The 25303-nt window shown below is 64.8% G+C and carries 18 protein-coding genes and 1 tRNA gene; 11 read left to right on the forward strand and 8 right to left on the reverse strand.

Annotated elements, in window-relative coordinates; genetic code table 11:
- Positions 1-199 precede the first annotated feature (199 nt).
- The 3 genes from BMF89_RS06420 to BMF89_RS06430 all read right to left on the reverse strand — a co-directional run bounded on the left by BMF89_RS06420 (position 200) and on the right by BMF89_RS06430 (position 3195).
- Entirely contained in the window at positions 200-1720 is a 1521-nt protein-coding gene (locus tag BMF89_RS06420; protein WP_078106249.1) for a bifunctional diguanylate cyclase/phosphodiesterase, read from the reverse strand.
- Positions 1710-2156: a hypothetical protein gene (locus BMF89_RS06425; protein WP_078106250.1), complete on the reverse strand. Its 447-nt coding sequence runs from the start codon at positions 2154-2156 to the stop codon at positions 1710-1712. The genes BMF89_RS06420 and BMF89_RS06425 overlap by 11 nt, the downstream gene beginning before the upstream one ends.
- 277 nt (positions 2157-2433) lie before the next feature.
- On the reverse strand, positions 2434-3195 hold the full coding sequence (locus BMF89_RS06430) for a DUF998 domain-containing protein (RefSeq protein ID WP_139359574.1): 762 nt from the start codon (positions 3193-3195) through the stop codon (positions 2434-2436).
- A 141-nt stretch (positions 3196-3336) separates the two neighbouring features.
- On the opposite strand from BMF89_RS06430, the gene BMF89_RS06435 reads away from it, so the two are divergent.
- From BMF89_RS06435 to BMF89_RS06460, 6 genes are all read left to right on the forward strand, one after another.
- Positions 3337-3409: transfer RNA gene (locus BMF89_RS06435), tRNA-Arg, on the forward strand.
- A 1-nt stretch (position 3410) separates the two neighbouring features.
- Entirely contained in the window at positions 3411-3866 is a 456-nt protein-coding gene (locus tag BMF89_RS06440; RefSeq protein WP_253190732.1) for a DUF6314 family protein, read from the forward strand.
- Positions 3863-4321 (forward strand): NUDIX domain-containing protein, encoded by a 459-nt coding sequence (locus BMF89_RS06445; protein WP_078106252.1) that lies wholly within the window; start codon positions 3863-3865, stop codon positions 4319-4321. Before BMF89_RS06440 ends, BMF89_RS06445 begins: the two co-directional genes overlap by 4 nt.
- 105 nt (positions 4322-4426) lie before the next feature.
- A complete protein-coding gene (locus BMF89_RS06450) occupies positions 4427-6448 on the forward strand; it encodes a glycosyltransferase family 2 protein (protein WP_078106253.1) in 2022 nt (673 codons plus the stop codon).
- On the forward strand, positions 6445-9759 hold the full coding sequence (locus BMF89_RS06455; protein ID WP_078106254.1) for a response regulator: 3315 nt from the start codon (positions 6445-6447) through the stop codon (positions 9757-9759). The genes BMF89_RS06450 and BMF89_RS06455 overlap by 4 nt, the downstream gene beginning before the upstream one ends.
- The gene (locus BMF89_RS06460) at positions 9756-10688 is read left to right on the forward strand and encodes a diguanylate cyclase (RefSeq protein WP_078106255.1); all 933 of its coding nucleotides are present in this window, start codon (positions 9756-9758) and stop codon (positions 10686-10688) included. The genes BMF89_RS06455 and BMF89_RS06460 overlap by 4 nt, the downstream gene beginning before the upstream one ends.
- Positions 10689-10715: 27 nt before the next feature.
- Here BMF89_RS06460 and BMF89_RS06465 read toward each other — a convergent pair whose 3' ends face one another.
- Positions 10716-12629, reverse strand: coding sequence for an ABC transporter ATP-binding protein (locus BMF89_RS06465; RefSeq protein ID WP_078106256.1), 1914 nt, complete (start codon positions 12627-12629; stop codon positions 10716-10718).
- Positions 12626-14296 (reverse strand): ABC-F family ATP-binding cassette domain-containing protein, encoded by a 1671-nt coding sequence (locus BMF89_RS06470; protein WP_078106257.1) that lies wholly within the window; start codon positions 14294-14296, stop codon positions 12626-12628. Before BMF89_RS06470 ends, BMF89_RS06465 begins: the two co-directional genes overlap by 4 nt.
- Before the next feature lie 256 nt (positions 14297-14552).
- On the opposite strand from BMF89_RS06470, the gene BMF89_RS06475 reads away from it, so the two are divergent.
- The 5 genes from BMF89_RS06475 to BMF89_RS06495 all read left to right on the forward strand — a co-directional run bounded on the left by BMF89_RS06475 (position 14553) and on the right by BMF89_RS06495 (position 18543).
- Entirely contained in the window at positions 14553-15278 is a 726-nt protein-coding gene (locus tag BMF89_RS06475) for a hypothetical protein (RefSeq protein ID WP_078106258.1), read from the forward strand.
- Positions 15275-15982: a hypothetical protein gene (locus BMF89_RS06480; protein WP_078106259.1), complete on the forward strand. Its 708-nt coding sequence runs from the start codon at positions 15275-15277 to the stop codon at positions 15980-15982. Before BMF89_RS06475 ends, BMF89_RS06480 begins: the two co-directional genes overlap by 4 nt.
- A 247-nt stretch (positions 15983-16229) precedes the next feature.
- Positions 16230-17048, forward strand: coding sequence for an amino acid ABC transporter substrate-binding protein (locus BMF89_RS06485; protein WP_078106260.1), 819 nt, complete (start codon positions 16230-16232; stop codon positions 17046-17048).
- Between the two features lie 15 nt (positions 17049-17063).
- Positions 17064-17729: an amino acid ABC transporter permease gene (locus BMF89_RS06490; protein ID WP_078106261.1), complete on the forward strand. Its 666-nt coding sequence runs from the start codon at positions 17064-17066 to the stop codon at positions 17727-17729.
- On the forward strand, positions 17716-18543 hold the full coding sequence (locus BMF89_RS06495; protein ID WP_078106262.1) for an amino acid ABC transporter ATP-binding protein: 828 nt from the start codon (positions 17716-17718) through the stop codon (positions 18541-18543). Before BMF89_RS06490 ends, BMF89_RS06495 begins: the two co-directional genes overlap by 14 nt.
- Positions 18544-18623: 80 nt before the next feature.
- Here the strand turns inward: BMF89_RS06495 and BMF89_RS06500 are convergent, their stop codons facing one another.
- The 3 genes from BMF89_RS06500 to BMF89_RS06510 form a co-directional block, all read right to left on the reverse strand.
- Positions 18624-20765 (reverse strand): glycosyltransferase family 39 protein, encoded by a 2142-nt coding sequence (locus BMF89_RS06500; RefSeq protein ID WP_216353797.1) that lies wholly within the window; start codon positions 20763-20765, stop codon positions 18624-18626.
- A gap of 53 nt (positions 20766-20818) precedes the next feature.
- Positions 20819-22138 carry a bifunctional glycosyltransferase family 2/GtrA family protein gene (locus BMF89_RS06505; RefSeq protein WP_253190733.1) on the reverse strand — a complete coding sequence of 440 codons (1320 nt, stop codon included), beginning with the start codon at positions 22136-22138 and terminating at the stop codon, positions 20819-20821.
- Between the two features lie 93 nt (positions 22139-22231).
- Positions 22232-25255 (reverse strand): glycoside hydrolase family 38 C-terminal domain-containing protein, encoded by a 3024-nt coding sequence (locus BMF89_RS06510; protein ID WP_078106264.1) that lies wholly within the window; start codon positions 25253-25255, stop codon positions 22232-22234.
- Positions 25256-25303 lie beyond the last annotated feature (48 nt).

Here is a 25303-nt window from a genome sequence, read left to right on the forward strand (position 1 = left end):
GCCCAACTTCAGCACGAGTTCGACTCAAGCCACTGGGTGGTGGCCGAACTCCAGCACTCAGGTTTCGCCTCAAGCCACCGGCTGGTGGCCCAACTCCACCCCGTCCAACTAGCAACATGTGAAAGGCACCGGACCAGCTCCGGTGCCTTTCTGCTGCCTAGGCTTCCGTGGCCCGGGGCCCGGGGCCCGGGGGCCGTGCTTAGTCGCCGTGGAGCAGTTCCGCGAATTTCTCCGGCGGCATGGGCCGGCCGAAGTAGTACCCCTGGCCGCTGGCACAACCGAGTCGGGCAAGCTCAGCCGCCTGCTCTGCCGTTTCGATGCCCTCGGCAACTGCCAGCATTCCGCAAGCATGGATGAGCTGAAGAACCGCCGCGACAAAGTCCCGTTCCTTGACGTCCGTGCCCAGGCCCTGGATCAGGGAGCGGTCAATTTTGACCACGTTGACAGGAAGGTTGCGTAGGTAGCTGATGGACGAATAGCCGGTACCGAAATCGTCGATTTCCAAGCGGATCCCCAGGCGCCGGAGGCCGGTCAGGGAGTATCTGTCGATGTCGCTGCCGTTCACGGCCATCGACTCCGTGAGTTCGATGACAAGCCTGCCCGCTTCCACACCGGTTTCGGCGAGCACCTCCCGCACATGCTCGATCAAATCGAGGCTTTGAAGTTCCGTTGTTGAAATATTGACCCGCATGCTGAAGTCTTCGGCCACCCCCGGGCCGTCCTGCCATTCGCGCAGTTGCTGCATCGCTCGCCGAAGCACCCAATACCCGAGGTCGATGATGATTCCGGTTTCCTCGGCCAACGGAATGAACGCATCCGGCATCAACAATCCCCTGTCGGGGTGGTTCCACCGCACCAGCGCTTCAGCGCCTTCAATCCGGCCGGAGGCCAATTCGACGACAGGCTGGAAGTGGAGGACCAGCTGATCTGTCCGGATGGCTTCGCGCAGCTCCGAGATCATGAGTCCTTGGAGTCGGCGTGCGTACAGTAAGGCGGGCTCGAAGACCCTCACGGTGCTCCGCTGCTCGGCCTTGGCCGCATACATCGCCGTATCCGCTTCCATCACGACTTCGTCCACTGACTGTCCTGGCTCGCCAACCGTCAGCCCGATGCTGGTTCCACAGATGATCCGGACTTCGCCAATGTCGATGCTCTCACCGACGGCCCGGAGTATCCGCTTGGCGACGCCCCGCGCATGCGCGGCATTGGATTTGGGCAGCATGACGGCGAATTCGTCCCCGCCGAGCCTGGCCACCATGTCAGTGTCGCGGACCGCGGAGAGCAGGCGCCGGGCAGTGACCTTCAGGACGGTGTCCCCTGCGCCGTGGCCCAAGGAGTCGTTGATCCCCTTGAATGAGTTCAAGTCCAAAACGAGCAACGCCGGCGGGAGCTCGCCGCGCTCGGATTCGACGAGTTCATGGTTCAGCGCCGTTTCGAGTGCCGTGCGGTTCGCCAACTGGGTCAGCGGATCCGTGAGCGCCATCCTTTCGAGTTCGATCTGGGCCTCGCGCAGCATGGCAGTCCGGCTTTCGACCCGTTCTTCGAGCTCCTGGTAGATGGCTTGAAGATCGTCCGCCATGAGGTTGATCCCTGTAATGACGGCAGCCACTTCGTCGCGCGGACCGGAGACGGGGATCCTCGTGCTGAGGTCGCCGTCCGCAATCCGGACAACCCCTTCAACAAGGGCAAGGAGTCGCGGGTCCTGGGGCTCATGGTTCACGGTGGTGCTCTCTCAACCAGTCACGGGCCTCCGCCTCTGAGGTGAAGAACTGTCCCGGGAGGGAGCCTGGCTTCGCGCGAAGGAGGAAATGTGCAATCACACGGTCCACGGGACTCTCCCCTAAGAGGGCACAGGCTGAAACCGCCACGGAATTCGTGTACGTCAGGCGCGCGTCGTCGGTGACGGACAGTACTCCGGTCACTGTGAGCAAAAGCGGAAGCCTTCGGCCGTCCGCAAACATGCGAACGGCCGCCGCGGCCGCCCGGGCTTCCGGCGAGCGGACGACGGAGTTCGGCGGCAGGGTGACCTCGACAATCCCGTCCGCCGCCAAGTCGACGGTGATCTGATCGGCGGGGGCAGTCACGTCTTCGGCTGAAGGCTCCGAAGCGTCATCGGGAAGCGTGAAATCCCGGGCGGGCAGTGTCCGGGCGCTCATCGTCGTGCGGCCTGTCGCCGTCGGGCGATCGGCCCGTGAGCGTTCCAAAGGGCACGACCCGAAAGGCCGGATCCTGCACCTATGGGGAAAAAAACGCCTGCGTGTCCCGGACCACGCCGAACAAGCTGATGAGTCATGGGTCCTATGTTCTGCCGTATCGGTCAATCTAGTCTGCGCCAAAACTGCGTGGAACCCTCAGCCCGGCGCCTTTCCGGTGAGTGCACTCATGATAATGCAAAGACCACCCACTCGCTGACATGAGGCTACCCGCGAAAACTCAGCGTTTTGCAAGCCGCGCCGTTCGCCGTACGTCCCGGACCCTTTGCGCCACCACCAGCCCTGCGGCGGAAAATCCGATCGTGACCGGATAGCCCATCAGGCGTTCCAAGGTTCCGGGTTCGGGGACATCCATCCGCGTCAGCCCACCGACCACGAGGGCGCCCAGGGTCAGCGTTCCGCATACCAGGATGAACCAGCTCATGGGAGTATGCGGCAGCCAGAGCACTCCGAGGAGCACCAGGGCGAATGCACCTCCGATGAAGAACATGAGGGCGCCCACGAAGTGGAAAGGAGACCCCAGGTCCTCCGGCACAAAACCCACAACCACGGTCCCCAGCCCGGAGATCCCCGTCAAGACACGGACCGCGACGGCGGTGGGCCACGCTTTGCGGTAGCCGGCGCCTTCCAGGATCCGCACGCCGGGACGGGCCGCGATGCACAGGAGCGCGGAACTAAGCAGCAACGCCCCGAAAAGCAACGCCAGGCCCTGCACCACGAAGGAGGCATTCATGAGCGAGTGAAGGGGCGAACAGACGTCGCGGTGTTCGTAGAGCCCGCATTTGAGCGCGCCGAGATCGCTGATGAAACCGGTCCGGCGATCGTAGGGCTCGGGGCCGCGCCAGGCTTCTATCACCGCCGATTCGGCCACGAAATACTGCACCACGCTCAAATGGGCCCAGCCTCCAATGTTGGAGCGGATGGTCCCCAGGTCCGGAAGATGGTCGCCGGATGCGGCCGGCACCGTCATCTGCTCTCTCATGCGGGCCAGCCTAGCCTCAGCCCACCCCTCTGCCGCGCCGCCCGTGTTGCCCGCGGCGGTGTTCGGGGGGCGCCCCGGCAGCTTGTATGCTTGTATGCGTGCCCGGCCAGCGGCTCCCCGGAGCTTCCAGCACGTGCACAGGCCCTCGTAGCTCAGTGGATAGAGCACGGCTCTCCTAAAGCCGGTGTCGTTGGTTCGATTCCAATCGAGGGCACTTGAAAGACCAGCTGCGCGAATCGTCTCCGACGCAAGACCTGCGGGCCTACCTGCTGGGCAGCTGGACCGTGGAACGGTCCCTGTGGGACCGCGCGAGCGGCGCCCGAGGCACGTTCACCGGCGTCGTGCGCTATTCAGGAACCCCCGACGGCGGCCTCGTCCTTCGCGAAGACGGCACCATGACCTGGCCCACCCACACGGGTCCGGCCTTCCGCGAATACCTCCTGCGGCCCGCAGACTCCCCCGCCGCCATGGACGTCTATTTTCCGGACGGGAAGCCCTTCCACCGCATGAGCTTCCGCGACCACGCCAACGAGGCCAGCCACTGGTGCGATCCCGATGACTACAAAGTCAATTACCTCTGGGGCGGACTGGACGCTTTCAGCTACGCCTGGGACGTCCAGGGACCGGCCAAGGACTTGCTGCTGGAATCCCGGCTAAGGAGAGAGCAGTGACGAGCAACAGTCCACCCAAGGACCTGATTGTGGTCAGCGCGGTCTGCGTCTACGACGACGCCGGACGGCTGCTGACGGTGCGCAAGCGCGGCACGGACAAGTTCATGCACCCGGGAGGCAAGCCCGAACCAGGTGAAACAGCGGCGGAGGCGGCATCCCGCGAGCTGGCCGAGGAAGTCGGAATCGACGTCGATCCGGCCGAGTTGGAGCCCTTGGGGAGCTGGCTCGCTGCCGCTGCGAACGAGGCCGCCACCGACATCGAAGCCACGGTCTTCACGGCACCGGGAACGTGGGAAGCCCATCCTTCGGCCGAGATCGCAGAGATCCGCTGGTTGGATCTCGCTGCCGAACTTCCGGACGATTTGGCTCCACTCCTGACCGACCACGTGCTGCCCTTGCTCGCCCAAAAGCAGGGCATCCGCGCGGCGGGCAATTCCGCGTCTGAAAGCGCCTAAGTTTCCCGGTATCCCATGAAAATCCGGTGCGAACTGGCTATAGTGATCGCACAGTTTGTTTTAACTTGATACAGGCTGCATTGTCTGATCCAGCTGGGGGATCACATGCAATCTCTTGAACAACGCCGACGCGCGTTGGGCGACGTTGCCGCGGAAGTTGGCGGAGAACGGACGCAGTTCCGTGACACTCCCATGGAGGTCAAGGCTTACTCGACGGCTGGAATGGCCGGCTGGGCGGCGCAACTCGGTTCTCCCGCACCTGAGGCCCCACGTTCCCGCAGAATGGCGAGGACCGGCGGTATAGCTTCGATCAGCGCTTTGTTGCTCTACCTGACCTGGCGGATCGCGTTCACCATGCCACTTGGAGGCTGGGACCACGCCATCGCATGGACCCTGGTGACCTTCGAGGCCCTCCCGCTTGTAGGGCTCGTCCTGAAGTCCATCACGCTCTGGAACATCGACTGCCACGCGCCCGAGCCGGTAGCCGAACCGCCCAATGGCATGAGGGTCGCCGTGTTGATCCCCACGTACAACGAACCGGTCGAGGTCCTTGCCCCCACCATCGCCGCAGCCTGTGCCCTTGAACCGAGCCACGAGACATGGGTGTTGGATGACGGATCCCGGCCGTGGGTTGAAGAGATGTGCGCATCCTTCGGCGCCCGCTTTGTCACCCGCGCCGAGCATGACCATGCCAAGGCGGGCAACATGAACCACGCGCTGGAGCTGATGGCGGCGGAGGAAGCCGCCGGGAACGACCCAATCGACATCATTGCCGTGCTGGACTGCGACCATGTACCCCTCCCTACGTTCCTGACTGCCACCTTGGGCTGGTTCGCCGACGAGGAAATCGCCCTCGTCCAGGGGCCACAGGCGTTCTATAACTCCGGAGCCTTCGACGACGACGGGATATCCGGCGAGCAAGGGTTGTTTTTCAACGTCCTGATGCCGTCGCGCAATGTTCCCGGCGCAGGGCCCTTCTGGTGCGGCTCAACGTCGCTGCTGCGGCTCAAGGCGCTTCGCGAGGTGGGCGGAGTGGCCACCGAGACGATCACCGAGGACATGCACACGACCCTCAAGCTCATCCGGCGCGGGTGGAAGACCGTCTACCACCACCAGACCTTGGCGGTGGGCCTGGCTCCGGCAACGGCCGATCAATACCTCCTGCAGCGCCGCCGCTGGGGCATGGGCGCGATGCAAATCCTGACATACGAGCGCCTCTGGGCCGCCAAGAGCTGGATGACCTGGCGGAACTTCCACGAGTACATCAACGGAACCTTATGGTGGCTGGAGGGCATTGCCACCTTGATTGCCTTCATCATTCCCATGGCGGTCATGGTCTCCGGAGCCCAGACCTCGACGGCCGGGCCGGTGGAGTTCACTCTCGCCTTCGGAGCCATGTTCTGGATCCGTTTGTGGGGAGCCAAAAGACTCATGCGCCACCAGATCCACTGGCCGACGGCGTTCGCCCTGCGGATTTTCCGGGTTCCCGTTGGCATGGCTTGCCTTTGGTGGCTCGTTTCCCGGCAGTCTTTGGAGTTTCAAGTCACCCCGAAAGGCGCTGCGGAACTTCGACTACGCGGACGGGCCCCGCGGATCCTCATTGTGATGATCGCCGTCGTGGCCGGGATCATTCTCTATGCGACGGCGGGAGTCTTCGGCTTGGTACCTTGGCGGACGAGTCCGGGCTCCACGATTGCCGCAGGCGTTTGGCTGGTCCTGGCAGGGGTTGTCTTGGTGCTGGGAACGCTGCGGATCAGAGCTGCCGAATTCGCCACATCGCGGCGGAGCGCCCATCGTGTCACCATCAACGTACCTGTCACGGTCGCCGGGATCCCGGGCCAACTGCTGGACATTTCCATGGGAGGCGCCGCAGTCCGGGTCGCGGCAGATGCCCTGCCGGAATCCGGCCGCGTCCTCTTGGAGCTCCCGGGAGCCGCGCAGATTCCCCTGGATGTCGTCCGGTTGTGGTCGAGTTCGAGCGGGGAATACACTGCTTCGCTGCGGGTCCGCGACCGGGACTGGGAAGGGTATCGCCGGCTCTCACTCTGGCTGTTCCATACTCCCGATAACGCCCTGCCAGGCTTTCCCCCCGGCGTCCCTGCCGTCGCAACCCGCGAGTCGGCATGAGCGGCTACGGGTTGCGAAAGCCCACCCTGCTGTGGGCGGTCATTGCCGGCGGTACCGCAGTTGCCGTCCTGGCGATGGTTCTCGGAATCAACCACGGGACGTCCGCGGCCCAGTCCGCCGGGGATCTCGCCATCCTGGCGGCGGTGCTGCTCGCCACGGTCAGTTGCGCCCGCGCGGCCCGACGCAAAGACGAAAGCTCCCGCGCATGGTGGGTCATGGCGCTGGCCACGCTGATCTGGACCATCGGTCAATCAATCTGGACCTTCTACGGGCTGACGCTTGACCACGACTATCCCTACCCGTCCGCAGCAGATGCCGCATTCGTCGGCTATTCGATCCCGGCCGCGATCGGCCTCTACTTGTTCCCGCGTCCCAAAGTTTCCCGTGTTGCTTTCCTGCGCGGACTCCTGGATGCGGCAGTGATCGCCTCGGCGGTGCTGTTCATCAGCTGGGCCACCGTCCTCGGTTCCATGTACAAGGCCGAGGGGCAGGACCCCCTCGTCCACCTCACGGGCCTTGCGTATCCCGTTGCCGATATCGTGATGGTTTCCCTTGTCCTCATGCTCACCATGCGGACGGCACCCGGCGAGCGCCTCAGGTGGGTCTGCCTGGGTGGCGGCCTCCTGGTCCTGGCGATCACTGACAGCACGTACGTGGACCAGACTTCCGACGGCGTTACCGGGCTCACCGGAACACCCTTGGCAGCGGGGTGGATCGCGGCGTTCCTGCTGATAGCCGTTGCCCCTTTGGTCCCTTACGCCCCGCGTCCCAGGACGGACCGGCGCCTTTACACCCTGGCCCTGGAACTCCTCCCCTATGTCCCCGTTTTCGGTGCCGTCATGGTGGCGCCCATACGCGTCGGGCGCCCCGGCGACCCCTTCCTCCAGACCGTAGGACTTACCGTGCTGGCCCTCGCCGTCACGCGCCAGATCCTCATGATCCTGGAGAACATCAACCTGACCCGGGATCTCGAATCGAAGGTTGCCGAGCGGACGGCGGAGCTTGAAGGCCTCGGCGCGATCGTCAACTCCTCGGCGGATGCCATCGTGGGAAAGACCCTTGACGGTGTCATCACCAGCTGGAACCCCGGGGCGGAACGGATCTACGGGTACAGCGCCGCAGAGGCAATAGGCAGGAATGTTTCCTTCGTCATTCCGCATGAGCTTCAGGATGAGGAGAACCAGCTCATGGCGGCCATCAGGGCCGGCGGCGAAACCCACAGCTACGAAACAACACGGCTCCGCATCGACGGTTCCCCCGTTCCGGTCTCGATCACCATGTCCCCGATCCGCGGCACCGACGGCATCCGCGGAGTCGCCACGATCGCCCAGGACATCACCGAACGAAGGATCGCCCAGGCCGAGTTGGTGACTGCCAGGGAAGCCGCCGAGGAAGCCAGCCGCTTGAAGTCGGAGTTCCTCGCGACGATGAGCCATGAGATCCGCACGCCGATGAATGGCGTGATCGGGCTGACCGGCTTATTGCTGGACACCCCCTTGGAAGAAGCCCAGCGCCAATACGCCGAGGGCGTCAAGGGGGCGGGCGAAGCCCTGCTCACCCTGATCAATGACATTCTGGACTTCTCGAAACTCGAAGCCGGCAAGGTCGATCTTGACCCTGTGCCCTTCAATCCACGCACCTTGGTGGAGGAACTCGCGGTCCTCCTTGCCGAGCCCGCACAAGCCAAAGGCCTTGAGCTGATTGCCTACTGCCGCCCGGAGGTTCCGGGGATGCTGGTGGGCGACGTCGGCCGCATCCGGCAGATCCTGCTCAACCTGGCCTCAAACGCCGTGAAGTTCACCCCCTCGGGGGAAGTCGTCATCAGCGTGAAGGTCGTGGAGCAGGAATCCACGAACGTGCGGGTGCGCTTCGAGGTCCGGGACACCGGGATCGGGATCGAGGCGGCAGACCATCTCAGGCTCTTCGAGTCGTTCTCGCAGGCCGACGCCTCCACCACCCGGCGATACGGTGGAACCGGCCTGGGGCTGGCGATCTCACGGAGGCTCACCGAAGTGATGGACGGCGAGATCGGGGTGGACAGTTCCTTGGGCAACGGAAGCACGTTCTGGGCCACCCTTCCCTTGGCGGTGAGCGGGCCCGCCGCAGTTCCGCCGTCGGTCTCGCCCGAGCAACTGACGGGACTGCGGGTCCTGGTGGTGGACGACAACTCGACCAACAGGCTGGTGCTCACAGCGCAATTGGCGGGCTGGCGGATGAATCCTGAGGCTGTCGGCGACGCCCAACAGGGCCTGGACCGCTGCCGTGAAGAAGCTGCCGCCGGACGTCCCTTCGACATTGCGGTGCTGGACATGTGCATGCCGGACATGAACGGCTTGGAACTGGCCCACAAGCTGAGCACCGACGTCGCGCTGGAATCGACGCGGATCATCATGCTGACGTCCACCATGAATGTGGACAAAGCCGAACTTGTGGCCGCCGGGGTCCGGGAATGGCTGACGAAACCCGTCCGCAGCTCCGAATTCTACGACCGGCTCATGCGTCTTGTAGCGGCCCGCCCACTCGCGGCTCCCGCGGTTTCTCCGGCGATCCCTGTAACCATCAGCCAGCCTTCGCACGGCCTGATTCTGGTCGTCGAGGACAACGAGGTCAACCAGCTCGTGGCCCGCAGCATGGTTGCGAAGCTCGGGTACGAGGCCGACGTCGTTGCCGACGGCAGCGAAGCAGTCGCCGCCACCGCGGCCAAGGAGTATGCCGCGGTCCTGATGGATTGCCATATGCCTGTCATGGACGGATTCGAGGCCACCAAGGCTATCCGGGCACGCAACGATGGCCGCAGGCGGCTCCCCGTCATTGCCATGACCGCAGGCGCCCTGGATGAGGATCGTGAGCGCTGCCTCGCGGCCGGCATGGACGACTATCTGACCAAACCGGTGGACGTGGACACCTTGGACCAGGTTCTCTCGCGATGGATCCCGGAAAGTTCCGAGGAAGATGCCGGACCTGCCCTCGACCCCGCAAGGCTGGAAACGTTGCGTGACCTCGGCCCGGCAGACGGACTGGGGTTGCTGCCCGCCATGGCCCAGGCCTTCAGGCAAGACATTCAACCGAGCCTGCAAGCACTCCGCCAGGCTTTGGACAACGGAAGCGGAGAAGCTTTCAGACAGGTGGTCCACAAATTGAAAGGCGCCGCAGCCAACATCGGAGCCGCCCGCGCTGCCCGGATGTGCGAGGAATTGGAACGCAGCTCATCAAGCGGCAAGCCTGTCGATTCGGCGCTCATGGCCGGCCTTGAGGCCGAACTTGCCCTCGTTGACAAAGCCTTGGACGACGCCCTGTCGGTGGCTTCGTGAAGGTCCTGGTGGCGGACGACGACTACGGTTCGCGCCTCGTGGCGAAGGCCGCGGTGGAGCAGTCCGGCCATGAATGCATCGTGGCAGCGGACGGCAGCTCCGCCTGGGAGCTGTACAGGCAGCACCGGCCGCAAGTCGTTGTGACCGACCTGATGATGCCCGGGCTCAATGGACTGGAGCTCTGCCGCGCCATCCGGAGCGCGGAAGAAGACTCCTACACCTATCTTGTCCTTGTCACGTCGAAGGATGCCCGCGAGGACGTCGTCGCGGGCATGCACGCCGGTGCTGATGATTACGTGGCCAAGCCGCTTGACCCATTCGCTTTGCACACCCGGCTGCTGGTGGCGCAACGGGTGACTTCGCTGCACACGGACCTTGCCCGCTACCGTGCCGCGCTCGCGGAGCAAGCGCGGACCGATCCCCTGACGAAGCTCCATAACCGGCTGAAGCTCTCGGAGGACCTGGAACGGCTGCATGACAGAAGCGCCCGCTACGGGACGGACTACAGCCTGGCGATCTGCGACGTGGACAATTTCAAGAGATACAACGATCTCTATGGCCACCAGGCCGGCGACCTCGCCTTGCAGTCGGTAGCGGCCTCCCTTGCCGCCCAAGGGCGCGAAAGCGATGGAATCTACCGGTTCGGCGGGGAGGAGTTCCTCTTCCTGCTGCCCGGCCAGACGGTATCCGGCGCAGAGGCAAGGCTCGCCCGCGCACTGGAGGCAGTGCGGGGCCTGGGGATTGCCCACTCAGGAAACCCTTCGGGCACCCTGACCTTGAGCGCCGGTCTCTCGGCCTTCGTGCCCGACCACCGGGTCAGCAGCGAACGGCTCCTCAAGGAAGCCGATATGGCCTTGTACACCGCCAAGTCCGCCGGCCGGAACCGCGTGGAGGTCGCGCCGGAAGTCCGTCAACACACCAGGAGCTGACTCTAAGGGCCGGCGCCGGCGCCGCGCCTAAAGCTCCGGAACAGCTTCCTGGGCCACGGCCGTCGCCTCTGCGAACTGCGTGTTGTACAGCTCTGCGTATCGGCCGTCCGCGGCGAGGAGCTCTGCATGCGAGCCGCGCTCGATGATCGATCCGTCCTCCACGACGAGGATGACGTCGGCCGCCCGGATGGTGGAGAGCCGGTGTGCGATCACGACGGCGGTGCGTCCCTCAAGTGCCTCGCCCAAGGCCGCTTGGACGGCCGCTTCACTGGTGGAATCCAGGGCTGCTGTGGCTTCGTCCAGAATGACGACCTTCGGTTGGGCGATGAGGAGCCGGGCAATGGTGAGCCGCTGGCGTTCCCCGCCGGAAAGCCGGTAACCGCGCTCCCCCACCACGGTCTCCAGGCCGTCCGGCAAGGAGCGGACCATGGCTTCGAGCCGGGCGCGCCGGAGCACGTCCCACATTTCCTCGTCCGTCGCTCCCGGCCGGGCCAGGCGCAAGTTGGAGGCGATGCTTTCGTGGAACAGGTGGCCGTCCTGGGTGACCATGCCCAGGGTCGCCCTGAGGGAATCGAACGTTACGTCCCGGATGTCCAGGCCGGTACCCCACCCGTGCCCGCCCAGGCGCACGGCGCCGGAGTCGACGTCGTACAGGCGGGACAGCAGCTGCGCCACGGTGGACTTGCCCGCGCCGGAGGACCCCACGAGCGCCACGGTCTGCCCGGGCTCCACGCGGAAGCTGATACCGTGCAGGACCTCCTCGCCGCCGCGCGTATCGAGCGTCGCCACTTCCTCGAGGGAGGCGAGGGAGACCTTTTCCGCGGACGGGTAGCCGAAGCGGACGTCGTCGAACTCCACCGCGACAGGTCCCGAAGGCACCGCGACGGCGTCGGGCTTCTCCTGGATGAGCGGCTTGAGGTCCAGGATCTCGAAGACCCGCTCGAAGCTGACCAACGCGCTCATCACCTCGACGTGGGCACTCGACAGCGCGGTGAGCGGCGCATAGAGCCGGGTGAGCAGCAGCGCCAGCACGACGACGTCGCCCGCGGCCAGCTGCCCGCTCAGCGCAAGCCAACCGCCCAGTCCGTAGACGAGTGCGAGGGCAAGTGCGGAAACGAGGGTCAGCGCGGTGATGAACGTGAACTGCAACATGGCGGTGCGGACGCCGATGTCCCGCACGCGGCCGGCCCGCAGGGCGAACTCGGCGGATTCTTCGTCAGGGCGGCCGAAGAGTTTGACGAGCGTGGCTCCTGGTGCGGAGAAACGCTCCGTCATCTGGGTTCCCATGGCCGCGTTGTGGGACGCGGCCTCACGGCGGAGGTCGGCCAGCTTGGAGCCCATGCGGCGTGCGGGGATCAGGAAGATGGGGAGCAGCACCATCGCGAGGACGGTGACCAGCCAGGAGGTGTTGAGCATGACCACGAGTGTCAGGATCAAGGACACGACGTTGCTGACCACCCCGGAGAGCGTGCCCGCGAAGGCCGACTGGGCTCCGATGACGTCGTTGTTGAGCCGGCTGACGAGGGCGCCGGTCCGGGTCCGTGTGAAGAAGGCGATGGGCATGCGCTGCACGTGGTCGAACACCTGCGTCCGGAGATCAACGATCACGCCTTCGCCGATCACGGAAGACAGCCACCGGGTCAGCAGTCCCACTCCGGCGTCGGCGACGGCCACGGCGGCGATGAGCGCGGCCAGCCCGATCACGACGTCCACGCCTGCTTTGGCAATGAGCGCGTTCACCACCTTGCCGGCCAGCACCGGAGTGGCAACCGCAAGGAATGCGCCGGCGATAGAGGCCAGCACGAAGGCAATCAGCTTGTTGCGGTACGGTTTCGCGAAAGCGAGCACGCGCTTGATGGTTTCCCGCGAAAACGGCTGGGAGCCGCTCTTGGCGCGGGTGATGTTGTAGAGCGAGCGCCAGGCGACGCCATCCATGCTCATGGCTTGTGATTCCCCATTCCGGAAGTGTGGTGCAGTTCGGTCACGGTGCCGTTGTCAAGGTGCCAGCGGGAATCGAGCCGGACGTTTTCGAGCAGGCGGCGGTCGTGCGTGACCAGCAGGAGCGCGCCGTCGTAACCGTCGAGGGCTTCCTCAAGCTGCTCGATCGCCGGCAGGTCGAGGTGGTTGGTGGGTTCGTCCAGGACCAGCAGGTTGACGCCGCGGGCCTGCAGCAGCGCGAGCGCCGCGCGGGTGCGTTCGCCCGGGGATAAGGAATCCACGGTCCGGGAGGTGTGGTCCGCCTTGAGGCCGAACTTGGCCAGGAGGGTGCGGACATCCGCCGAGTTCCATTCGATCAGGACGGATTCGACGGCGTCTGCCAGGGTGAGGTGCCCCGCCAGCAGTCCACGGGCTTGGTCGATCTCGCCGATCGCCACGGACGCACCCATGGAAGCGTCTCCGGCGTCGGGCTCCTGGAGTCCCAGCAGCAGCCGCAGGAGGGTGGATTTTCCTGCTCCGTTGGGTCCGGTGATGCCAATTCGTTCGCCGGCGTTGAGCTGGAGATTGACCGGTCCGAGCGTGAAATCGCCCTGGTGGGCCACGACGTCGCGCAAGGTCGCCACGACGGAACTGGAGCGCGGAGCCTGGCCGATGCTGAACTGCAGCTGCCATTCCTTGCGCGGCTCTTCCACCTCGTCGAGCCGGGCGATGCGCGACTCCATCTGCCGGACTTTCTGTGCCTGCTTTTCCGACGACTCGACGCTCGCCGCCCTGCGGATCTTGTCGTTGTCCGGACTCTTCTTCATGGCGTTGCGGACACCCTGGGAGCTCCACTCGCGCTGCGTCCGGGCCCGGGACACGAGATCAGCCTTGGTGTTGGCGAATTCCTCGTAGCGTTCCCGGGCGTGCCGCTTTGCCACCGCCCGCTCCTCGAGGAAGGAATCGTACCCGCCGTCGTAGACCGCCACGCTGCTCTGGGCCAGGTCCAGCTCCAGCACCTTGGTGATGCAGCGCGCCAGGAACTCACGGTCGTGCGAGACGAGCACCGCGCCGCCGCGAAGGCCCTGGACGAACGATTCAAGCCGGGCGAGTCCGTCGAGGTCCAGGTCATTGGTGGGTTCGTCGAGGAGCACGACGTCGAAGCGGCTCAGCAGGAGCGCGGCGAGGGCAACGCGGGCGGCCTGCCCTCCGGAAAGGCCGGTCATGAGCGCGTCCGGACCCGATTCGAGGCCAAGCTCCGCCAACACCGCGGGAATCCGGTCCTCCAGGTCCGCGGCACCCGATGCCATCCAGCGGTCAAAAGCCAAGGAGTATGCGTCGTCGGCGTCCGGGGTCCCGGCCGCGAGCCCCTCGGCGCCGGCTTCCATCTCGGCCGTTGCTTGGGCGCAACCAGTGCGGCGGGCAATGTAGGCCGCGACGGTTTCGCCGGGGGTGCGTTCGTGTTCCTGGGGCAGCCAGCCGACAAAGGCGTCGCTGGGAGCGAGGCTGACCGTGCCCTCCTGGGGGCGGCCGGCTCCCGCAAGGATCCGCAGCAGGGTGGATTTCCCGGCGCCGTTGGCGCCGACGACACCCACGACATCTCCTGGCGCGACTGTGAGGGAGAGCTTCGAGAACAAGGTGCGGTGACCGTGGCCGCCGGAGAGCTCTTTGGCGACAAGCGTTGCAGTCATTGGTCTATCCTCTCACTGCTCCGCTCCTGAGCGGAAAGACCGGCCACGTGGGGCAACCGTTTGAAAACCCTGCCGTGCGAAAAAGACCGGGGCATGGAAGAACCCGCCGGTCCGTACTTGGGGGGTGTGCGGACCAGCGGGTTCGAGAATCAAGCATAATTCAATGTGCGCTCATCGTAAAATCGACCTCACGCGAGCTGGCAGGAGCCGCCTGCCGGATGCCGCACGCCGGTCCTCGCCTATCAGAAAGTGGTTAATGTCCCTCCCTTCCAAGGCGTTCCAGCGCTGGCTGCACGGTATCGCTCCGGACACCAGCACGGCCGATGTGTGCCGCTTTTCGGGAGTGAAACGCACGACGTTGGCCCAGCAATTGGTCCGCGGCAAGGTGGCCGAGAGTTCGCTCGTGAGCATCAGCCGGGCCTTCGACATGAATCCCTTCGACGCGTTGGCGCAATTCGAGGCCTACGCGGCGCTTCGCGGGACCCCGGTTCCCCCTACTGACGCGGAACTCGTCAGCCAGGTCTCCACCATGGACCTGCTGCGGGCAGTCGTGGAGCGCTCCGGCCCCCGGGACGGCGTCGCGTCTTTGGTCTTGGCAGAGACTCCGCACGCGAGTTCGGTCAGGAACTGGGTGGACGCGATCGACGACGGCGAGCTGCGCCACCGCGTGAGCGAGGCCAGCGGGATCGCGCCGCAGAACTTCTCCGCGCACCTGACGGCCAACAGGCTGCCCCCTGAACTGGCCTTGGCAACGTCGCGAGCCGCCGGCGTCGGGCCGGCCGGAGGCCTCGTGGCCAGCGGCCTCGTCACCGAGGCCGAGGCAGGATGGCCCCCCGGGGCGCGGCGCGCCGCCCTGGACAGGATGACCGAGGGCGAACTGGCGCTGTTGGCCGGAGAGCGCCTGCAGGCGCTGGGCAAGGCCCTGCGCCGCCATGAGCACGAGCTCGACCACAACAACAGAATCTGGGAGAACTTGGGATGATCACCGTATTGGCGTGGGCCACGCTCCTCGTTTGCGTCACCTTGACGGCCATTCGCATTCCGAGCGCCGTGCGGGGTGAAAACCGGATGATGTTCGTCCTGTTCGCCCTGATTTCCCTCGACCTCCTCCTCAGCATCGAGGGTCCGTACATGCTGTTTGACGGATGGCTGGGCAACTTCAACCTCTGCAACCTGCTGCTCCGGTTCCTGCTCTACGGAACGTTCCTGCTGATGGGCATCAAGGTTGCCCGGGCGTTTGGCTCACCCGGCGGTGAACGTGCCATCCGCGGGCCGATCGGTTTGGCCGTCTTGGGAGGTACCGCGGTCCTGACTGCCGCCTTCTTCTTCTCGACGGACACCTCGGGCTCCAGCGTGGGCCTGGACGCGCTGACGTGGGGGCCGTCACTCGAGGTCTACGCGGCTTTGGGACGGTTTTACCCGGGCTACGTCGCCGCATGCCTTCTCCCGGGCATGTGGCGGTCCGTTCGAAACCCGGGCCCCGTCCTGCTCCGCGCCGCGTCCGCGACCCTGCTCCTGGGCCTCGGATTGCTCATCGTTTCCCAAGTGTTTCCGCTCATCCCGCTTTCGAACACGTGGCTGCGCCCGCTCATCAATTACTCGGCCGCTTTGGCGGCTGCGCTTGGCTTGGGAGGTATCTGGTTGTCCAAGACCGTTGCCAGCCGGACTCGCCGCGCGGTAACGTAAAAAACATACCGCGTAACCTCTTTCATAAATTCATTATATCGTGGCATAATTATGAATGTGTGAAGGCGACGCAGCCTGACCTTTGAATCAATGAACGGGTTTCCAGGGTTCGTGGCGCGTGCGGAAGCACTTTTGGGGGGATGAGTGGTGGCGGGCTGTTGGGGACCGCCCCCACTCAGCCTATTTAAGCGTCCTCGTGTGTAGGCCCGGGGCAAGCTGGTACGGTCCCGTGACTAAGATGGCTTTCATGAAGAGCTTGTCCAATCGCCGCATAGCCCTGTCCGCAACCCTTGCCGCCGTCGCGCTGGCACTGTCCGCTTGCGGCGGCGGCTCCTCGCCGTCGTCGACGTCGGGTGGAGACACATCGCTCTCCGACGTCAAGTCCAAAGGCGAGATCGTCATCGCAACCGAAGGCACGTACCGGCCGTTCAGCTTCCACGACAACGGAGCCGGCCCCCTCACGGGCTTCGACGTCGAAATCGCCCAGGCCGTGGCCGGCAAGCTCGGCGTAAAGGCAACCTTCCAGGAAACCCAGTTCGATGGCATCTTCGCGGGCCTTGATGCCAAGCGCTTCGACGCTATTGCCAACCAGATCTCCATCAACCCTGAGCGCACGGCCAAGTATGACTTCTCGGTGCCGTACACGATCTCCAACGGCGTCGTGGTGACCAAGTCCGACAACAACTCCATCAACAGCTTCGCCGACCTCAAAGGCAAGACCACCGCCCAGTCGCTGACCAGCAACTTCTACAAAATGGCAGTCGACGCCGGCGCCAACGTCCAGTCCGTCGAAGGTTGGGCGCAAGCCGCCACCTTGGTCCGCCAGGGACGCGTCGACGCAACGGTCAACGACAAGCTGACCTATCTCGATTACGCCAAGAGCACCCCGGACTCCGGCTTGAAGATCGCGGCGGAGACCACCGACAAGACGCAAAGCGCCATGGTCTTCCGCAAGGGATCCACCGAACTCAAGGCCGCAGTGGACAAAGCCCTCACGGACCTTCGCACAGACGGAACCCTGGCAAAGATCTCCCAGAAGTACTTCGGCGCAGACGTTACCAAGTAGCCGGCGGCCAAACAGATGACCTTCAACTGGGACCTCGTCTGGAGTTCCTTCGGGCCGATCGTCGGCGGCGCCGTCTCGGGTACCATCCCCCTGACCCTGGCCTCGTTCGCCCTGGGCCTGGCCTTGGCCCTGCTCGTTGCGCTCTTGCGGCTGAGCCCCAACAAGCTGCTCTCCGGCGTCGCGCGCTTCTACGTTTCCGTGATCCGCGGGACGCCGTTGTTGGTGCAATTGTTCGTGATCTTCTACGGCCTCCCGAGCATCGGCGTGAAGCTGGAGCCGTGGCCTAGTGCCATCATCGCGTTTTCGCTCAATGTGGGCGGTTACGCGGCCGAGGTCATCCGCGCCGCGATCCTGTCCGTGCCCAAGGGCCAATGGGAGGCCGGGCACACCATCGGAATGTCGCGGCCGCAAACGCTTGTGCGGATCATCCTGCCGCAAGCGGCCAGGGTTTCGGTGCCTCCGCTGTCCAACACCTTCATTTCCCTCGTGAAGGACACCTCGCTGGCTTCACTCATCCTGGTCACCGAGCTTTTCCGCAACGCCCAGCAAATTGCCGCGTTCAGCCAGGAATTCATGATCCTGTATCTCGAATCGGCCTTGGTCTATTGGGTCATTTGCCTCGTCCTCTCCACGGGCCAGTCCGCCCTGGAGCGCAGATTGGACCGTTATGTCGCCCACTGAGCCCAGCAACGCCTCCCAGGGGAACTCCGGGCTGGTCTTGTCCGCGCGGGACCTCGCCAAAGCCTTCGGCAGCAACGAGGTGCTGCGCGGCATCGACATCGAAGTCCGCCGCGGACAGGTGGTTGCCTTGATCGGGCCTTCCGGTTCGGGAAAGACGACTGTCCTGCGCTCGCTCAACGGCCTCGAAGTTCCCGACGCCGGCACACTCACCTTCGGGGACGCCGACGCCGGTACGGTACGGGGGTCGGGCGCGGGACTGACGCTCGATTTCGCGGGAACCGTGGGCAAGCGGGAGATCGCCGCCCTCCGGGACCGCAGCGCCATGGTGTTCCAGCACTACAACCTGTTCCCGCACATGACGGTCCTCAAGAACATCATCGAGGGACCGCTGCAGGTCCAGAAGCGCCCCCGCGCGGAAGTTGTTGCCGAAGCCGAGCGGCTCCTGGCCCGGGTGGGCCTCGCTGACAAGCGCGACGCTTACCCCTTCGAACTGTCAGGCGGCCAGCAGCAACGCGTGGGTATCGTGCGTGCCTTGGCCCTCAAGCCCCAATTGCTGCTCTTCGACGAGCCCACCTCGGCCCTGGACCCGGAACTCGTGGGTGAGGTGCTGGGTGTCATCAAGGAACTTGCCGACGAAGGCTGGACCATGGTGATCGTGACCCACGAGCTCGCCTTCGCCCGCCAGGTTGCCGATGAAGTCATCTTCATGGACGGCGGCGTGGTGGTGGAACGCGGTCCTGCCGCGGAGGTCCTCCGGGAACCGCGCGAGGAACGCACCAAGCAATTCGTCAAGCGTCTCCAGCACGACGTCTGACCCAACTAGCTCGCATTTGTTGTCGTTTTGGGCCTCCAGAACGACATTAACTGCGAGTTAGTTGGGCCGGGGCCACCCGCTCATTGGTGCAGACGGTAGACGGTGCTCCCTCCGACTGTCGTAGCCGGGAATGTTGCTTCGACCCACTGCGTGATGGCCGAGGATGTGCTGTTCCCGGCTGCCCGTCCGAGGCCACGTGCCTCGGTCCCACTATCGCTGCGGGCCACCGGGCCTTGTCCGGGATTTTCAGGATCCGAGGCACCTGCCTTGCCGGGCGCGCCTTGGCCGCCCGGACCGCCAAAGGGACTGCCCGGAACGAAGTAGGAAATTTGTCCTGCGGCAACCATTTGCCTGAACTGGTTCAGAGTCGGAAATGGATCGGAACCGCTGAAACCGCCAATGGCCATCACCGAAGTATCGGAACCGAGCTCAAGCGCTGCGGCACTGTTCGCGCCAACGGTGGCAGCAGACCACTTCGTCTTCGTCGCCTGCAGAAGGGTGTTCAGCGCGGAATTCCCGAGGGGTTCGGTGAATCCTCCTGCCGCGGCCTGGGGGTTGGCGGCATCGGAACCACGGAAGCGGTCGAATGCCCCGTTACGGGAGGCGGAACCGGCCGGGCTGGTGAGCCCTGCGAGCCCCATCGCTTGGTTGTTCGCTCCTGAGCCCTGTCCCGCGGAAGGCGAGCCTCCGGTATGGCCGGTGGCCGCAGTGGCTACAGTCCATGCGCCCGCGCCGAGGCCTGTTGACAAGAGCGCCAGGATCGCCGCCGCTGCGCTGGCCTTCCCAAGCCGGATCGGACCAGCCGCGATCAAGGCTGCGCTCAGGATGCCTGCAGCGAGAACTGTCCAACGGAGCCACGGGAGCCACCCCGGGTCGCTGGAAAGCAGCACGAAGGACCATATCGACGTCAGCAGGACAGCCGACACCAGCACGGCCCGGGACGCAGGCTGGGACCGGTGTTTCCAGAGTTGGACCCCGACGATGCCAAGCAACGCGGCGACGGCAGGGGCAAGTTCGATCGTGTAGTAGGCGTGGATGGTGCCACTCATGAAGGAAAAGACAGCCGCGGTGATGACCAGCCAGGTGCCCCACAAGACCAAGGAGGCACGGATCGCATCGGTCCTCGCGGCCCGGCGCGTGAACCACAGTCCGGCTATCAGGAGGAGGAACGCGGCGGGCAGGAACCACGCCACTTCAGCACTGAACTCGCCGCCGAACAGGCGGAGGACACCGGGAGGGCCGCCGAACGAGAATCCAGCCCCACCTCCGCCGCCGCCAGGCACAGCACCGGCGCCACCGGAATAGCGGGCAAAGTCCGGTGCCGCGCCTCCCCCGGGGGTCGCGCTGCCTCTGCCTAGGATCCGGCTCAGCCCGTTATAGCCGAAGACGAGTTCCCACAGGGAATTTCCTTGCGACCCCGCCATGTACGGCCGTACGGATATCGGAGTGAGTTGGAAAATAAGCGCGTACGCGGCGGTGACGAGCGTGATGCCTCCCGCGGCGCCGAGCAAGTGCAGAAGCCTCTTCTTGAGCGGAACCGGGGCGGCCAACAGGTAGGCAAGTCCGAGCGCCGGGACGGTCATCAGCCCTTCAAGCATCTTGCTGAGGAAGGCCATGCCCACAAACGTTCCTGCCCAGAAAAGCAACGCGGGGCTGGCCTTCTGGGTGGCGTTTACAGTCATCCAGGCCGCAACCATGAGGCAGAAGACCATCATGGCATCGGGGTTGTTGAAACGGAACATGAGTGCGGCTACCGGAGTCGCGGCGAGGGCAGCTCCTGCGACAAGGCCTGCGGCCGGTCCCGCCGCCCGTTTGACGGCCAAGTAGAGCATCCCGACGGAAGCGATTCCCATCGCTGCCTGGGGCAGCAGCATGGTGAAGGAATTGAACCCGAAGACGCGGCCCAGCAGGGCGGGTATCCAGAAAGCTGCCGGCGGCTTATCGACCGTAATGGCGTTCGATGGGTCCAGGGATGCGAACAGCAACGCCGTCCAGTTCTTTGTCCCCGACTGGATGGCCGCAGCGTAGAAGGAATTGGCGTATCCGGAATTCGTCAGATTCCACAAGTAGACCAGCGCGGCAACCAGGAGCAGTGCCGCGGCCGAGGGCCTGACCCACCGCGGTTGATTTTCGCCGTACGCCAGGCGCTCCCATCGATTGGCAAAAGCGGCCTCTTGGGGAGCGGCGGCGTTCTGGTCCCGGGTAGGAGTGGTGACAGTCATGGATTTGGAGCTCATTGTGTCTTTCACTTGGAATGGAGCGTTTGTGGGCACGCCTAGGGCTGGCGCGGTTGCTTGAAGACCCAGACCCTGAACAGGATGAACTTCAGCAGGGTCGCCAGGAGGTTGGCGGCGACGACGCCCGCTACTTCGACCGCCCTGGGGGGCTCACCGCCGGAAGCCAGCCAGAACAGCACCCCGGAAGTCAGCGCCAGGCCAAGGGCGAAGACTACAAGGCCCTGGAACTGGTGCCGTACAGCTCCCGTCGCTCCGGACACCCCGAAGGTCAGTCGCCTGTTGGCCGCGGTATTGGCAACCGCCGTGATGAGCATTGCCACGAAATTCGCGGTCTGCGCATCGGCGATCGTACGCATGAAGACGAACAGGGCGAGATAGGCCAACGTCGAGACGACACCCACGACCCCGAAACGGAGCATTTGCCCCAGGAGCGCGCCGTTGCCTTTGTCCGGGGCCCTGCGGCCAAGGGCGGTGCGCAGCTCGGCGACCGGTATCCGCCCCGTCATCATGTCCCGCCCGATCCGCGCGATCCCTTTCAAGTCATCGATCGAGGTCCGCACGATGTCAACCGACGAGTGCGGGTCATCTGTCCAGTCGACCGGCACCTCGGCCACCCTGAGACCGGCCCGATCGGCGATGACCAGCAATTCGGTGTCGAAAAACCAGGCATCGTCGACGGTGCACGGCAGGAGGGCGCGCGCGATGTCGGAACGGATGGCTTTGAAGCCGCATTGGGCGTCCGAGAAGCGTGCGCCCAGTGAGCCGCGGAGGATGAGGTTGTAGCTTCGGGAGATGAACTCCCGTTTGGCTCCTCGAACGACACGCGAGTTACGGTTCAGGCGGGTTCCGACCGCCAAATCCGAGTGCCCCGACAAGAGCGGCGCAATGAGTGGACCGAGGGCGGCAAGATCCGTGGACAAATCGACATCCATGTAGGCGACCACTGCCGCCTCGGACGCGAGCCATACGGTCCGAAGCGCCCGCCCGCGCCCCTTCCGGTCCAGGTGCTCGACGCGCACTTCACTGAACTCAGCACTGAGGCGGCGTGCGATCTCCAGGGTCGAGTCTGTGCTGGCATTGTCCGCGATGGTGATCGTGAACAGGTGCGGGAAGCTGTCCTTGAGATAGGAATGCAGGCGACGGACCGCCGGTTCGAGGGCCGCTTCTTCGTTGTAGACCGGTATCGCGACGTCAAGAATCACCCTGCCGTCGGACGTGCTGATCGGAGCCCGTTCGGGTCGGATGGCAGGGATGCGGCGGGCGGTGGACTCCGTCGCTTGCTCTTGTCCCCCGGGCTGCTGCCGTTCCGTTTGTTCGGCAGGCAGCCGTCCGGAGTCGGTCGTCATCGCATTGGACATTTTCCCAAGGTACGCAACGAAGGTTGGGGCTTCCCTGACGGAGCCTGTGCGTCCGCCGTAAACCGGCCCGGCCCACCGGCCGCGCCATCGCCACTAACTGAACCGCAAGGTCACCAACTGGAACGGGCGCAGGGTAAGTTCGGCGGCACCCGCGCCAGGCTTCACCCCTGGAGCCTCAACCGGGCGCTCCAAGAGGTCAACGGATTGCACCTTGGCGGATTCGAAGTTGGCCGTGATGAGGCCAGTGGAACGCTCCCCCAGTGATTCGTAAAGCCGCACGATCACGTCTCCGGAGCCGTCCTCGGCAAGCTTGACGGCCTCGATGACCAGCGCTTGGTTGAACACCGTGAAGAGCGGTTCCACAGGGTTCGCGCCCGCCAGCAACCTTGGCTTGAGGTTGGTCCGGTACCCCTCTTCCACGGCGTCGCCGATGCTGGCGCCGGGCCGGATGCTCAGGTCCAGGACGTGCACACCGAGGTCGGCCTGGGGGTCCGGGAACTTGGGCGCCCGCAGCAGTGATACGCGGACATTGGTGGTGGTTCTGCCGTCGTCGCGGATGGTCCGGGTGACGTCGTGCCCGTAGCTCGATGCGTTGGAAAGCGCGACACCGTAACCCGGCTCCGCCACGTGGATCCACCGGTGGGCGCAGAATTCGAACTTGGCAGCCTCCCAGGACGTGTTGGTGTGCGTGGCCCGGAATACGTGCCCGAACTGGGTCTCCGAGGCGGAACGGTCAGCGCGGACATCCAGCGGGAAACCGATCTTCAGCAGTTTCTCGTGTTCCTGCCAGTCCACCGTGGTGGAAATACCGAGGGATTCCGCGCCGGCCTCAAGTGAAATGCGCTGCGTGATCGTGGAGGAGCCCACCGTCCGCTCCACCACGACGACGGCGTCCCAGCCGGCGCTTTCCAGCGTCACCGATCGCGCGTCGACTATCGAGACGACGTTCCGGCGGTAGAACTCGTCAATGTCCCAGGCATCCCATTCGTTGGGCGTGTCCCGATGGAGCTCAAGGTGGTTTCCGAACGTCCCTGGCGCAATGGCTTCCCGGCCCGTTGAGTAATCCGACAGGGAGGTCAGCAATCCGTTGGCGTCCAGCACCGCGCGGATGATTCCGTTGTCCAAAACATACCCGCCGGCGCGTTCCGTGACATTGACTGGATGATCCGAGTGGACCGGCTCGGCAGCGGCGAGCGAGGGTACGCCGCTGCGTTCGTGCGGGGCCGCATTGAGCAGGAACATGGTGTCTCCCTCGCCCAGCAGGGCGGACGCCGCACCCGCAATGATGCCTTCGAGTTCCCGGGCGATTGCGGCGTAGTTCCGCTCCGCATCCTGGTGGACCCACGCGATGGAACTGCCCGGCAGGATGTCGTGGAACTGCTGGAGCAGCACCAGCCGCCACAAGCGCTTGAGGTCCGCCGCGGGATAGGTGAACGAACCTGCAGTCCGTACTGCCGCCGTCGAGCACCAAAGCTCGGCCTCGCGCAGCAGGTGTTCCGAGCGGCGATTGCCTTGTTTCGTATTGGCCTGGCTCGTGTAAGTGCCCCTGTGCAGCTCGAGGTACATCTCGCCTACCCAGACCGGGAGGTTGCGGTACTCAGCCTCGGCCTGCTTGAAAAACTCCTCGGCGGTTCCCATCCGCACCTTTGGCGAGCCTTCCAGATCCGCTGTCCGGTGGGCTGCGGCAACCATTTCGCGTGTGGGTCCGCCGCCGCCGTCGCCGTAACCGAACGGGACCAGCGAGATGGTGCCGCGGCCGTGCTCCCGGTAGTTGCGCTGGGCGTGTGCGAGTTCGCGGCCGTGGAGCTCGGAGTTGTAGGTGTCCACGGGCGGGAAGTGGGTGAATAGCCGCGTGCCGTCGATGCCCTCCCAATTGAAGGTGTGGTGCGGCATTTTGTTGACCTGGTTCCAGGAGATCTTCTGGGTCAGGAACCACCGGGACCCAGCAGCCTTGACGATCTGCGGGAGGGCACCGGAATATCCGAAGGAGTCAGGCAGCCACGCTTCCTGGCAGTCGATGCCGAACTCCTCCAGGAAGAAGCTCTTGCCCTCCACGAATTGGCGCGCCATCGCCTCGCCGCCGGGCATGTTGGTGTCCGATTCCACCCACATGCCGCCGACCGGCACGAATTGCCCGGCCTTGACCTTTTCCCGGATCCGGATGAACAGCTCCGGGTAGAACTCTTTCATCCATGCCAATTGCTGCGCCGAGGAGCAGGAGAAGACGAAATCGGGGTTCTCATCCATGAGCGCGACGACGTTGGAGAATGTGCGGGCGCATTTGCGGATGGTTTCACGGACCGGCCACAGCCAGGCCGAGTCAATGTGGGCGTGGCCGGTGGCCAGAAGTTCGTGGGCCGAGGCGTAGGCGGGCCGGCTCAAGACCTCGGCGAGGGCTTCCCGCCCGGCGGCTGCCGTCCCGGCAACATCGTCCGGGTCCATGACGTCGAGCATGCGCTCGAAGGCGCGGAGGATCTCATGCCGCCTGGGCAGTTCGAAGGGCAACTCGTGCATCAGCCCGCTGAGGGTCCAGATGTCCTGGTGGAGCTCCCACACCACCTCGTTGAGTTCGGCTATGGCTATGCGTCCGAGCCGGTAGCGGGGTTCGTCTCCGGAAGTGGTTTTGTCCCCCAAGGGAGTTGCTGCGAAGCTCCACCCCTGGCTGAGGTCCGGGTTGGCGGCGGCTTCCACGTAGAAGTCCACCGAGAGGCCGCCACCGAGCAGCTTCAGCGGGACGTGCTGGTTGCGCGGGGAGATGGCCTTGATGATGGTGCCGTCCGGCCGCCAGGCGATGCCTTCGCACTGGAATCCCGGGGCGTCGATGCTGAACCCGAGATCGACGACGATCTCCACCGCGGTGCCATCCGCGACTCCCCAGCCCTCCGGGACCTCGCCCCGAAGCCGCAACCATTTGGTGCTCCAGGCCTTGCCCCACGCAGCACCGTGTTCCTGGGGTTCAAAGACCTGGCGGACTGCTTCCGACACCGTCACCGGCTCTCCCGGGGCATCCCAGCTGCTCATTTCAAGAGGCAGTGCCCTGCCATAGATGGCGGGCGCTATCCGCTCCCGGACAAAACGTTCGAGCCGCTTCTCGGTGATCCGGCGGTCGTCGTGCAATTGAGGTCCCCTTTGCAGTGGGCTCGGTTGATTGCTTCCTTACCGTTA

The organism is Arthrobacter sp. SRS-W-1-2016, from assembly GCF_002009585.1.
Taxonomy (GTDB): domain Bacteria; phylum Actinomycetota; class Actinomycetes; order Actinomycetales; family Micrococcaceae; genus Arthrobacter; species Arthrobacter bambusae_A.